The sequence below is a fragment of the Syntrophorhabdaceae bacterium genome, from assembly GCA_035541755.1.
Taxonomy (GTDB): Bacteria; Desulfobacterota; Syntrophorhabdia; order Syntrophorhabdales; family Syntrophorhabdaceae; genus PNOF01.
Window position 1 is genome coordinate 19,994 of sequence record DATKMQ010000044.1, and the last position, 13,406, is coordinate 33,399.

At 49.8% G+C, this 13,406-nt stretch carries 12 protein-coding genes; all 12 read left to right on the top strand.

What is annotated here, in order from left to right:
• Positions 1 to 31 precede the first annotated feature (31 nt).
• Positions 32 to 793, top strand: coding sequence for a hypothetical protein (locus VMT62_03795; GenBank protein ID HVN95528.1), 762 nt, complete (start codon positions 32 to 34; stop codon positions 791 to 793).
• Between the two features lie 52 nt (positions 794 to 845).
• Positions 846 to 1,901 (top strand): GNAT family N-acetyltransferase, encoded by a 1,056-nt coding sequence (locus VMT62_03800; GenBank protein ID HVN95529.1) that lies wholly within the window; start codon positions 846 to 848, stop codon positions 1,899 to 1,901.
• Between the two features lie 127 nt (positions 1,902 to 2,028).
• Positions 2,029 to 3,096 carry a Gfo/Idh/MocA family oxidoreductase gene (locus tag VMT62_03805; GenBank protein HVN95530.1) on the top strand — a complete coding sequence of 356 codons (1,068 nt, stop codon included), beginning with the start codon at positions 2,029 to 2,031 and terminating at the stop codon, positions 3,094 to 3,096.
• 28 nt (positions 3,097 to 3,124) lie between these two features.
• On the top strand, positions 3,125 to 4,105 hold the full coding sequence (locus VMT62_03810; GenBank protein ID HVN95531.1) for an NAD-dependent epimerase/dehydratase family protein: 981 nt from the start codon (positions 3,125 to 3,127) through the stop codon (positions 4,103 to 4,105).
• 34 nt (positions 4,106 to 4,139) lie between these two features.
• Positions 4,140 to 5,216 (top strand): polysaccharide deacetylase family protein, encoded by a 1,077-nt coding sequence (locus tag VMT62_03815; protein HVN95532.1) that lies wholly within the window; start codon positions 4,140 to 4,142, stop codon positions 5,214 to 5,216.
• Positions 5,213 to 6,031 carry a class I SAM-dependent methyltransferase gene (locus tag VMT62_03820; GenBank protein HVN95533.1) on the top strand — a complete coding sequence of 273 codons (819 nt, stop codon included), beginning with the start codon at positions 5,213 to 5,215 and terminating at the stop codon, positions 6,029 to 6,031. Before VMT62_03815 ends, VMT62_03820 begins: the two co-directional genes overlap by 4 nt.
• Positions 6,032 to 6,067: 36 nt before the next feature.
• The gene (locus tag VMT62_03825; GenBank protein HVN95534.1) at positions 6,068 to 8,122 is read left to right on the top strand and encodes a hypothetical protein; all 2,055 of its coding nucleotides are present in this window, start codon (positions 6,068 to 6,070) and stop codon (positions 8,120 to 8,122) included.
• Positions 8,123 to 8,149: 27 nt separating this feature from the next.
• Complete coding sequence (locus tag VMT62_03830; GenBank protein HVN95535.1) at positions 8,150 to 9,586, top strand: flippase; 1,437 nt, start codon at positions 8,150 to 8,152, stop codon at positions 9,584 to 9,586.
• Position 9,587: 1 nt separating this feature from the next.
• Entirely contained in the window at positions 9,588 to 10,163 is a 576-nt protein-coding gene (locus tag VMT62_03835) for a DapH/DapD/GlmU-related protein (GenBank protein ID HVN95536.1), read from the top strand.
• Between the two features lie 21 nt (positions 10,164 to 10,184).
• Positions 10,185 to 11,411, top strand: coding sequence for an O-antigen ligase family protein (locus VMT62_03840; protein HVN95537.1), 1,227 nt, complete (start codon positions 10,185 to 10,187; stop codon positions 11,409 to 11,411).
• A 17-nt stretch (positions 11,412 to 11,428) separates the two neighbouring features.
• Positions 11,429 to 12,550, top strand: coding sequence for a glycosyltransferase (locus VMT62_03845; GenBank protein ID HVN95538.1), 1,122 nt, complete (start codon positions 11,429 to 11,431; stop codon positions 12,548 to 12,550).
• A gap of 2 nt (positions 12,551 to 12,552) precedes the next feature.
• A partial coding sequence (gene asnB / locus VMT62_03850; protein HVN95539.1) for an asparagine synthase (glutamine-hydrolyzing) occupies positions 12,553 to 13,406 on the top strand: 854 nt, incomplete at its 3' end.

Below are 13,406 nucleotides of genomic sequence, written 5' to 3' on the forward strand. Positions count from 1 at the left end.
CATAACTCTTACGGCGTGCTCGGGAGGAAAAATGGAACCGAACACAATAACCCCGCCGTCGATCGCGGATGTACCGCCCGAATCATGGCTCAAGCTTTCCGGGAAAAGGATCTATTTCGGCCATCAATCAGTGGGCTTCAACATCCTGGAAGGCATGAAAGACCTGATGAAAGAAAATCCCCGGATTAAGTTGAACATCGTAGAGACGACCGATCCCGCTGCCTTCGATGTACCTATTTTCGCCCACTCGACAGTAGGCCAGAACGGCAGCCCTCAATCCAAATGCAATGACTTTGCCAGATTTATGGATGCAGGAATAGCCGAGAAGATCGATATAGCCCTGTTTAAATTCTGTTACGTGGATTTTGATTCCGACACCGACGTGACAAAGGTTTTTGAGAATTATAAGAACACCCTGTCGTCGCTTCGCGCACGCCATAAGAAGGTTATCTTTGTCCACCTCACTACTCCCCTCACCACCGTTCAATCAGGGTTCAAGGCCTTAATCAAGAAGGCTATCGGCAAGACGGTTACGGGCTATGCCGAGAATATCAAGCGGGAGCAGTTTAACGAGATGCTGCGAAAAGAATATCAGGGGAAAGAGCCGATTTTAGATGTGGCTGCCATCGAATCGGTTCTTCCGGACGGTTCGCAATCGGCTTTTGAAAAGGACGGCAAAATGAACCGTTGCCTTGCCCCGATTTTTTCTGCTGACGGAGGGCATCTCAACAAGGTGGGCAGTCAGAGAGTGGCAGCGCAGCTTCTCGTGTTGCTCGCCAACGTGTCGGGATAGGATGATCCCACTCAATCGATCGTTGCATGCCAGGAGTTGAACCGGGACACCTATGGGCTATCAGATAATACCGATGGACCTCGAGCAACATCGTCAAGCCCTGCTTGCGCTCTGGAGAGAGGGGTTGGAGGAGTGCACCGACGAGCGCTTTGATTGGCTTTACACGAGAAACCCGTCGGGCGTGACTAGAACCTATCTCGCCCTTGATGAAAAGTCGCGCAGCATAGTAGGTTGTGCCTCCCTTGTTCCGAGGCATATCAATATGGCAGGGAACGATGTTGTGATGGGCGTGGCTGCAGACTTTATCATCACTGCCCGTCACAGGGCGTTTGGCCCTGCCCTTAAACTGCAGAGGGAACTCTTTGCAAAACAGAAGGAGCACGGTTTTTGTGCTATCCTGGCCTTTCCTAATGCATCAGCAGAGGGCGTTTTCAGCCGCACCGGTTACAAACCGCTGGGCAAGGCTATCCGTTATGTGAGGCTCATAAAGGCCGAGATAAAACTGAGAGAAACGGTCAAAAATAGAATGCTCGCGAAGATCCTCGGTTTCGTACTCGACAACGTTTGGTCTATCATGAGTCTCGATATAAGGAGGATCTTGACGGCCAATACCTATACGTTTGAAACGGTTGACAATTGCGATAGTCGGTTTGACACCCTCTGGGACAAGGCAAAGCAGGGGTATCCGATTACCGGCGAGAAAGTCTCTTCATATCTGAACTGGCGATACCCCGGCGATCCTTCCCGTCGCCATCGGTTCTTCTGTATCCTTTCCAGGACGGGAGAATTGCTCGGATATCTGGTCTACATCGTAAGAGAGGGCGTTGCAATGGTAGGCGATCTTTTTTTTGTGACTTCCGACGAACAGATATCCCGCCGCCTTCTCACGGGATTCGTCAAAGAGATGAAAGCACAGGGTGCCCACTCCGTTACCCTGACCTATCTCGGATCCGGAGCACTTGCTGAAAATCTGAGAAAGGCCGGATTCTTCCCACGAAAGGAACAGGAGAGGACGGTCTTTCTCGGACAGAACGTGACTGGCGGGGAGGTAGGCCTTGAGCGAAACGGTGCGGATTGGTGCCTGCTCGACGACGAGCTCGATCTATAGTTACCATGTGATGGCTCAAGCCGTGTTCAGACCTCTCGCGACCGATCCAGCCGAAACTTGAGAAGTGCCCCGGTTGATGATAGTGCAAAGATGTTTTGAGGCATGTTGAACGGTGAATGGAAAAATAATGGATAGGAAACTCAAAATTGGCTTGATAGGGTGCGGGCAGATAGCCGACGCACATCTTTTGGAACTCGGATTTCTTAAAGATGTGAGGGTGGTCGGGGTCTGCGATCTCGTCGAGTTCTTAGCCCAGGATACGGCGGAACGATTTCATGCCGAGAAGGCCTATACAGATTACCGTAAGATGATAGAAGAAATGAAACCGGATGTGGTTCACATCACGACCCCGGCGCAAACCCACTTTTCTATCGGAACGGATGTGTTGAAGGCAGGGTGTCACGCCTACATTGAAAAGCCTTTTGGAATCGATTATCAGGAGGCTTTGGGTATTATAGAACAAGCGAAAGAGAGTGACAGGATCGTCTGTGCGGGATTCAGTCAGTGGTTTGATAAGGTTACGTCCAGGCTACGGCATAGTCTCGAACATAACGATCTGGGAGAGGTGGTCCATGCAGAATCTTACTACGGAAACGCTATAGACGGCAGCTTTTCGAAATTATTCCTGCAAAACAAGACCCACTGGGTGCATAAGCTCCCCGGCAAGATGATCCAGAACATCATAAGCCATCCGCTATATCACTTGATACCTCTTTTGGGCGGCCCCGTGGATGAGGTTTCCTGCGTGGCGCTCGACAGGTCAAGAAACGGCGTTTTCAATGATGAGCTACGGATCATCATGAGATCGGAACGAACGACCGGGACTCTGACCATCACCTCGAACGTAAAACCGATCATCCAATTTGTTCGAGTTTACGGCACCAGGGCCGTGGCCGAGATCGATCTCGCAAATCACCTCTTTTCGATGGTAAAATCCACAAACCTTCCGGGACCTGCGGCCCGACTGAACAGGGCTTTTGGAGCGGCAAGGCATTTGATGGGGCAAGGTCTAGGCAACCTTACGGACATGATAAAAGGAAGAGACAGATACTTTGCCGGACTCGGAGGCCTCTTTCATAATTTCTATGAAAATATCAGGAACGGCTCGGGTAAGCCTCCTATCCCTTATGAGGTGGTATTAGAGGTCTCAAGGGTAACGAATCTCGTTAACGAGCAAATTAGAGAGCGGACGTAACGCGAAACGGGTGAAGAGAGTGAAAGCAATGGTAACAGGAGCTTTAGGGTACATAGGCCAGGGGGTGGTCCGCTCCCTCCACAGGCGGGATATCGAGGTGTTCGCCGTGGTAAGGACGGGAAGCGATATCACCCCGATTCGCGATTCAGTCAAAGAAGTAATCTTCTGGGACCTGGCAAGTGAGGGCAGTCCGGAAGCAATCCCGGAAGACATAGGGTGTATCTATCATCTGGCCGCGGCCACACAGGGTAGCCACTTTGAAATGATGATGAACACAGTCGTAGCCACAGACAACCTGATGCGGGCGCTCGCCGATAAGAAGGTGGGGCGATTCGTCCTGGTGAGTAGTTTCAGCGTATACAAGATGACGAGCCTCAAGAGAGGAAGCGTCCTGGACGAGACATGTCCTATCGAGGATCGCCTCGTGGCCAGGGACTCCTATTCGAACACCAAGGTTCGCCAGGAAGCCCTGGTTAAGAAGATATGCGCGCAAAGAGGTCTCCCGCTCGTGATCGTCCGTCCCGGAAAGATTTACGGTCCCACAACTTATCCCATACCCCCTCAGATGGGCCTTAATATCCCCGGTATCTGTTATCTGTACATCGGGGGGAGGAGCGTTCTCCCGCTGACTCACGTTGCTAACTGCGCTGAAGCCATTGTGCTTGCGGGTCTTGCTAAAGGCATAGAAGGCGACACCTTTAATATCGTTGACGACGACCTTCCTACACAGGGTCAATTCGTGCGTCTGTATCGGAGGCACCTCGGGAGCTTTCCCACGAGGATATGGGTACCGTATGGCATGTTCAGGCTCATGGCCCTGATATATGAGTATGTGTCACGCAAGACCAAAGGAAACCTTCCGCCGCTCATCTCCCGCTACCGTGCTGACAATCTCTGGAAAAGTTTGAAATACACGAATCGAAATGCCAAGGAAAAACTGCACTGGGCGCCGCAAAAAGCCACCGGAGAAGGTCTCGTAGAGATGTTTGAAAGCGTCCGGGACAAGTAAGCTATATGTTCGAGTGAAGTGGGAGAATCAATTCGTGAAGAGAAGAATACTCATTCGGCTCATCTGCTATTTCTTCTATTTTACTGGACTGCATATCGTATGGAGAATGATAAACGGGAGATTAGGGAGATACCCGATCATTATGTATCATAGTGTGAGCGGTGAAGGGTCAAGCGCACAGACGCCTTCATGTCTCGCGCTCCTCGGTATGACAGTTTCAAAAAAAAGGTTCGAGGAACAACTGGGATATGTTTCGAGGAATTATACGGTTATCGGTATGGAAAAGTTGATACGTTATTTGAAGAATGGCGGTCCCATGCCGGTAAACCCGCTCGTAATCACCTTTGATGATGGGTTCAGGGATAACTCCGTGGTGGCGTATCCTCTGCTCAAGAAAAGGGGCATGAAAGCGACATTCTTTATTCCCGGCGATCCCGTGAAAACCGGCGAGACGGTGTGGCTCCATATGCTTTACGGGCTGGTGGACAAACAAACTGAGAGGGAAATTCAGCATGCCGGCGCCTACCCTGACCGGCAATACGTGTGCCAAAAGAAGCAGGCGATGACATTGAGAATGAAAAAGGCAGTGGAAGGATGCTCCGCCGCGGCCAAAAAGGAGTACGTTCGTGGCTTCGCCAAAGAGCATGAGATAGAACTCAGGGAAGTCAAGACAGACATACCGTACATGAGTGCTCAGGAGATAGAAGAATTGTGCACAGCCGGACATACCATAGGCGCTCACTCAATGACGCACGTGCGTCTGAGCGAGTTACCGCGGGACCAAAAAGAAATGGAGATCCGGGAATCAAAGGACATGGTGCATAAGATATGCGAGCAACAGTTTATCCCCTTTGCCTACCCGTTCGGGGATACAGGCTCTTTTGATGAGACCGATAAGGCACTGTTAAAAGAGAACGATTTTGCCTGTGCGGTGACCACATCCGAAGGCCTGAACGGTCGCGCGACGGATGTCTACGAGTTAAGGAGAGTTGAAATAGGTGATTTTGGCCGCATCGATTTTGCGGTACACCTAAGCGGTATTGTGGGCGATCTGAAGATGCTCGCAAAAAAGACAGTCAAAAAAGCAGGAGGTTTACGTAGCAACCCATGAATGATAAACCCGAACAAAAAAATATTTGGTCAACCTGGTCCGAGGATTACTTCAAAACCCTCTACAAGGACGTCACGGAATATCCAGCTCTGGTACTTCGACATAAATACATTCTGGACCTGTTTGATCTGGACGGAAAGAAGATTCTTGATATCGGGTGCGGTCCCGGTGAAATGGTCAAGGACTTGCTTTCACGCGGGTGCCAGGTCTTTGGCATGGATATCGCAGAGGGCATGTTAAAAGTGGCCAGGAACAATCTGGAAAAATGGTCAGGCAATGGCGCCTTCGGTTTCGGCTGTGGAGATATAGAGCACTTAAGCTTTAAGGACAAAACCTTCGACGGCGTAGTATGCGCCGGAGTCATTGAGTATTTGAAGGAAGATAGTAAGAGTCTTGGTGAACTCAATCGAATTCTGCGAAAGGACGGGGAACTCATCCTCACGGTGAGAAATGCCGCTTGTGGCGCAAGGGTTTTCGACTCATTAACGAATATCCCGAAGAGCAGCAATCTGGGCCGCAGCCTGATTAAGCCCATCAAGAGGCTCACCTCCCGTGACGGTAAAAAGGAGATGGATCCCTATATCCCTTATCGAAAGCACACGCCATGGAAACTGGATAAGAAACTTGCGACCTTTGGATTCGTAAAACAAGGTTTCCACTATTTTCATTTCTATCCGTTCTTCGTCCCTTTTGATAAGGTCTTTCCCAAAACCTTCATCTCACTGGGCTTAAGGATGGAGAGATTTTCCCAGAAGCGTCTCGGGATACTGGCCTCAGGATACATCGTGAAGGCAAGAAAGGTCCGCGATGTCTAAACAGGGGCAGGTATCACTGAAACAGGGGCTAAAGGCATGGAGCGTACACATATGATATCTCAGGCTCAAAGCTTCACGACGACTACGGCCGGTTGGCCGATTGTCTTCTCAGACGATTTCAATTCTTATGATATAGGCGATTTCTCCGATGGTTACAGCCCCGTTCGTGAATTTCATTTCCCGCCAAGAATAAGGAATCAGGGTGAGTGGCAGGAAATTGCAAGCCATCATCTCTGGGATCCCTCCCGAAATCCTGATTTTCCAAATTGGAAAATCATTGGTGAAGACGGTGGGAAAAGGCTCAAACAAACGCTCAACAACATGCTGAACCGGAAGGACTGGAAGTATCCCATTAAGAAGCTTCTTTTCCCGTCTCGTCTGCAGCTCCTGCTCACGATGCCGGCCCTTGCGGCCGGCGATTTTCGCTGGTCCGATTATGCAGTGAGGCTTGAAGGTAAGGCGCTTCAAAAAGATGACTATTACGGGTTGATGTTTCGATCCGTGGACGGACAACAGCATTATCTATTTGCATTGAAAGACGACAAGGCTTTTCTTATGAAAAGACAAATGGATCGATTATATGAGCTGAAATCCGTACGATACAGATACACATGTGGGGAGTCGCTCTCCCTGTCTATCGTCGCGGAGGGAGATCGCATTCGATGTTTTGTCGATGACCGCATGGTTATGGAAGGGAAAGACAAGGCCTACGACCGAGGCAGGATGGGCATAGCGAGTAACGTCCCTGCCTTGTTTACGAAGGTCGAGGTCTTCATGAAAGAAGAAACATCGAGGACATTCCTCGCGGCGCAAAGCAGAGCGGAACGCGAACAAAAAGAGCTAACACGGGCACTACCCTCGTTAGAACTATGGAAAAGGATACGAATACCGGACCTCTGCTCGGGAAGATCCGTGCGATTTGGCGATCTCACGGGCAACGGCACCAAGGACCTGGTGATGGCCCAGGGAACGGAACTGGCGGCCGATCATTGCGCCATCAATGCCCTGACCGCGATCGATTGTGATGGCAACATCCTCTGGAAAAGAGGTGTTCCCACAGGAGAGCGGAAATGCCTGCCCTGCGATCTTCCATTTCAAATCTACGATATTGACGGTGATGGCAAAAATGAGGTGATCTGCGCGATAAACTTTGAGATTCAAATCCTTGATGGGTCTACCGGGGAAATAAAGGCAAAACGACCTACCCCGCAATCAACGTCTCCTCTGAACAAATTTGAAAGAATTCTGGGTGACTGTTTATACTTTGCCAACCTTAGGGGCAATGCCCGGCCCCAGGAAATCCTGTTCAAGGACAGATATTCCGAGCTCTACGCCTATGACAGCAGTTTGAATCCATTGTGGGAATACCGATGCAACACGGGCCATTTCCCATTCACGTTCGACCCTGAGGATAGAGGTGAGGAGAAGATCCTTATCGGATACACCTTGCTCGATGGAGCGGGAAAGAAAATATGGAGTCTCCCTCTTAACGATCACGCCGACGCAGTGGCGGCCTTTAAATTTCCCGGGGATAGCGAGTTTACTATTCTGATAGCGGCATCGGATGAGGGAATGATATTCGCCGATATGAAAGGCCACATAAAGAAGCACTTGCGATTAGGCCACGTGCAGACCGTCACCATTGCCAACCTCATGGGGACGCCCGGCGAATTCCAGATCGCGACCAATACCTTCTGGGGCAATCCGGGAAACATCTATATACTTGATAAGAGAGGGTCCCTCCTCTCATCCTTTCAGCCTTCCGTCTATGGAAGCCCTCTCTACCCGGTGAACTGGGCAGGCAACGGCGAGAAACTCTTGCTGCTTGGTGCAGCAAGCACGTCAGAAGGAGGCCTGTACGACGGCTTTGGAAGACAGGCTGTTTGTTTTCCCGATGACGGCCACCCTACCCTGTGCTACAATGCAGTCGATTTTGCGGGCGACTCTCAGGACAGCATCGTGTGCTGGGATTTTGAAGAGCTGTGGATCTACACCCGTTCCGGAGCCAAAACCGAGAGGGCACCGCACCGTCCAACCATCAGGCCTTCTCTGTACAACGCCTCCAACTATCGTTCAAACATCTCCATATAGGCAGCGTCGATTGACGGAGCTTTTCCGATGAAAATGGAATTACGCATATTCAAGAACACGGTCGTTATGATAATACAGCCTCTGATCTTGAATCTCATATCTCTGTCCGTCATCGGCTACACGGCGAGAAAGCTCGGCATCCAGGACTTCGGTACGTTCAATTTAGCGCTTCTGTTCTCCACGTTATTCTATCCTTTGGGTGTTATGGGCTTAAACAGCGTCTTTGTGAGGGACGTCTCGAGAGTGAGGGAGAACAAAGAGACGTCTGAAGCATATATAGGAAGATTATTGGGGCTCAGATGGTGCATTATCGGCGTCGCCGTTATCATGGTCATCCTGGCCGCACTCATCATGCACTATCCGCCGAAAGTTTTCAAGGCAATCTGTGTTGCTGCGCTCATACTGGGCGCCCAGCTCTTATCCGAATCAATCTGCGATGTCTTTTCAGCCCATGAGCGTATGGAGTATACGGCCTTTGTCGGTTTTATTTCCGGTCTCACACTTACCGTATTATCGGTGGTTGTTCTTTACCTGGGAATGGGGGTATTGGCTGTTCTATTCGTATACGCCCTCGGCCAGATACTGGGTGTGGCACTATCCATGCTCATACTGAAGAAGCGCTTCGTCAGATTGAGGCTGGCTATCGACTACCTTTTTTGGAAAAAGAAACTACTGGAGGGTTTGCCCTTTGTCGGCATGTCCCTTATCTGGGCAGGCATGCTAAGGTTTGATACGATAATCCTGTCAAAAGCCGTAAGCGCGATCGATCTCGGACTCTACACAACCGGAATGATGCTCATAACCAAGATTAACCTGATTCCGGAAGCGGCGGGGAGTTCCCTCTATCCTGCAATATCGAATCTCCATGCCAATAAACGTGATGACGACATCCGATACGTCATCCAAAAGACGCTTTCATCTATTTTGACTATCGCACTGCCCATCTCTATAGGAACCTGTTTCTATGGAAAGGAGATTATCCGCCTGATTTTTGGCTCAAGTTATGAAAGGGCCGGTTGGATTTTGTCTGTCGCAATTTGGGCCCTGGTTATGAGGTGCTACCAGTTTGTTGAGTTCAGCGCTCTGGCGGCAACAAATAAGCACCAGACAACGTTAAGGGCGTACATAGTCGCCGGTCTTTCGTGCTTAGTTCTCAATCTGCTCCTCACTTTGCCATTCAAGATGGGGGGCGCCTTAGCGTCCTTCTTGGGGGCGCAGCTAGTTCTGACAGTCCTTTTTACCGTGGCCACCGTACGAGAACACCCGGGGTGTGTCAGTCTATCAGGGATGAAAAGAATGCTCACTCTTAATGTCTGTTTAGTCATGTTGCTCGTTCTGTTGAAGCCTTTCAGCTTTCCGATCGTCCTGGTGGTAAGTGGCTTGTTCTATGTGTGCGGAATCCTTGGATTTGGAATCATATCGGTAAGTCAACTAAAACAGTTCAAACAAGCGTATAGGAGATAAGATGTCTAACGACAAAAAAGCACGTCTTCGCGATATCATTTACGAAGAAGGAAGATTGTACGCGGAGAGAGACAGCGTGAAGATGCGGACCATTCTTTACCTGCTCTTCATGCACTGCGGGTTCTTTCTCGATGTCTGCTACCGGATCGCCAATGCGCTATCGATGAGGTACCGAAACGCTTATCTGGGAGAACTTTTGCCAAAGATCATCATGCAGTTTGCCCGTATCATCACGTCCTCATCGATCAGCCATAAAGCAAAGATAGGGAGACGGTTCGTAATCGCTTACGGAATGAATATAGTGATAGGCGAATACGTTGAGATAGGAGACGATGTGATCGTATTCAATGGAACTTCATTCGGGTCCACTATACCGGGACGAGCGGAAGTCAAACAGCCGACCATAGGGGACCGCGTATTGATCGGGGCCGGCGCAAAGGTTCTTGGAGGAATCCGTATAGGAAACGACGTGCGCGTCGGGGCCAATTCTGTGGTTCTTCAGTCCTGTCCCGACAATGTCACGATAGCCGGTATTCCCGCAAAGATCGTAAAAGGTCCGGAGAAAGATTCCCGGTAGCAAACGTGCTTTGACATAGCGATGCTCAAACCCCTTACGATAATTCTTGTCTTCTTCTCTATCGCCCAGCCTGGGGTCATAGTACCTGCCCTGGAAGAATACCGGATATTCTTTCTGCTCAGTCTCTTTGCCCTCATTCTCTATATAGTGAAACCTAAGGAAGGCAGACTTCGGGTCCATCTCCCTCAAAACAAATATATTTATGGAATGGTCATCGCCTACACTTTCTCTGAGGCGCAGTATTTCTGGTTAAGCGGTACTATTGACGTATTTTCGTTCTGGCTGAAAAAGATTCTTCTATTCTTTCTTGTCATCCACATTATTGAAACGGAACGCGATCTGAAGAGGATCCTCTGGACCATACTGCTTGCCGCCTGTGTACTCATAGTGATGGGATGGGAAATGTACTGGTATGAACCGAACTTATTGGCCAATGCCGGAAGATTGCAGTCAATCGGCAACTATAACCTGTCAAACAGCTTCGCTCTCCTTCTGGCAGTAGTCTTTCCTTTGGCGTTTTGCCTTATGGAAGTGGAGGATAGCCTTTTGAAGAAGCTATTCTTGATGGTTTTTATGCTGGTAGTTGTCATCTCCTGTGTTTACACAAAGTCCCGCGGAGGGGCGCTGGGAACCATGGCCGGAGTCGTGCTGAGCATTCTGTTCAGTCGAAAATATTTCACCAGCAAGCCGATCAAGATAACGCTCTCCGCCACAGTCGTCATGGTGTTTATCGTATTTGGCGTCAAGCTTATACTATCAAGGGCCGATGCGACCACGTTTTTTGGAACGGAAGAACAATCCGCGGGCGACCGGCTCATGGCCTGGACCGCAGCCATCAGAATGTTCATAGATCATCCTATTTTCGGCGTTGGATGGGCCAAGTTTCCCGAGTACGCTTTCGCGTACGGTATGGACAAAAGGCTTTTGGCGCACAACACCTTCATCTCGGTCCTGGCAGAGACAGGGATCGTTGGGTTTGTCTGTTTCATAGGTATGGTCTTCTTCTCTTTCAAACAGGTTATCTTGATCCGAAGAGCGTGGTCCAGGATAAGAGAAAAACAGACCTCGTATATAATTGCTAACGGGATACTGATAAGTTTCATATGCTTCTTTATCAACACGTCGTTTTCGGTAAAGGATCACGATCCCATGTTTTGGACATTGCTTACCCTCATCGGCATATTGTCGGTTATGAGGGCTCGAGAACTGACCGGTCCGGAAAGCTTACCAAAAGGCAAAGCCGAGTGAATCGAAAGATCCGAGTAATGCACTTTGTTGAATCCCTTGGGGCCGGGGGCATGGAAAACGGTATTGTGAATCTGGCCAATCATTTTGATCGTTCACGATTTGATTACATGATCTGCTGTTTCGGGCAGCCGGGCGCAATGGCGCAAAGGCTCGACGCGGTCAACACGCCTCTGTATGCGCTCAACTACGGAGACGGTTTTCACTTTTCATCGGTTTTGTCGTTGGGAAGGTTCTTGCGGAAACAAAGGATTGACATTCTCCATACCCATGGATGGGGCAGCCGTTGCTTTATTGGGTTGGTCGCGGCAAAAATAGCCCGCATCCCTCTTTGCATTAATGGGGAACATGGCCAGTTGCACATTGAAAAGACAGGCCGGTTCCTGGCCCAACGGGTGATTCTTCCCTTATACGATGATAACCTCTCGGTCTCGGAAGACCTCAAATATAAGATCCGACGGGAATTGCGTTTACCCCGGCTTCCCGTGACCGTTATCACCAATGGGGTAGACACCGAAAAGTTTCACGGAAAGTACAACGTCGATCAGCTGAGAGCGACTTTGAAACTTGAAGCAAACGATCTCGCTATCGGCGTCATCGCATCACTCAAGTGGCAGAAGAATCAACAGGTAGTGTTGCAAGCAGCTCACCGGCTTTCATCACACGGGAAGAGGATAAGGGTTATCTTTGTAGGTGACGGCCCGGATCGACAGATGCTTGCAAAAATGGCAGCCGATCTCTCCATCGACCGGAACACGGTATTCCTCGGCATACGCTCCGACGTACCTCAAATCCTCTCCCTGCTTGATATCATGATCTTACCGAGCGTCCCTAACTCCGAAGGCCTATCCAATGTAATTCTCGAAGCCATGGCTTCAGGCGTGCCGGTCATCGCCACCAATTCGCTGGGGACAGGGGATATTATTCAAGAGGAAATAACGGGCATGCTTTTTGATCCTCAGGATCCGGCCGAATTAGCCCGTAAAATTGCGTTGATCGACGGAGATAGTGACCTGCGTCAAAGGGTAGTCGGCAACGCCAAAGAGCGTATTCTGAAAGATTACAGTTTGAATGTAATGGTGAAACGTTATGAAGATTACTATTTGGATCTTTTTAACAAGGCTCACCGCAAGGACCGTTGATTATGTGTGGCATCTGCGGATTTGCAGCATTCGATAGAGACTACCGTGTGGATCAAACCCTGATAAGGGAGATGGGTTATGCGATCCGGCACCGAGGGCCCGACGACGAGGGCTACTATTTCGGAGAGGGCATCGGCCTGGCTCACAGGCGGTTGAGCATCATCGACCTCAGCACGGGTAAGCAGCCCATCTATAACGAAGACAAGAGCAAGTGTATCGTTTTCAATGGTGAGATATACAATTATCAGGATTTGCGGCAATACCTTGCGGGTCTGGGACACACATTTCAGACAAAGACCGATACAGAGGTTATTCTCCATCTGTTCGAAGAGAAAGGCGAGGCCTGTGTGGAGGACCTTCGCGGAATGTTTGCCTTTGCCATCTGGGATAACAGAGAAAGAAGCCTTTTTCTCGCGCGCGATCGTCTGGGCATCAAGCCCCTGTATTACTGGCGTTCCGAGCAAGGGGTTTGTTTCTCTTCCGAGCTAAAATCCATCCTGGTTTTCAACAAACCAAACCGATTCGCAGTCAACTATCCGCTGATCGATCAGTATCTCGCTTTAAATTATACAATGGGCCCGGAAACTATGATTCAAGGGATAGAGAAACTCATGCCCGGTCATACACTTACCCAGAAGGACAGCAGGGTGACGGTCAGGCAATATTGGGATTTTGATGGTATAAAGGAGCGTGGAGATTCTTTTGATGAGTGCCTTGAGAAGACAAGGGCCCTCCTTGAAGAAACGACCAGGATACACTTGATCAGCGACGTACCCCTTGGGGCTTTCTTAAGCGGCGGCATCGATTCAAGCCTCACGGTTGCCATTATGGCACAATTGACGAACAGGCCCGTGAA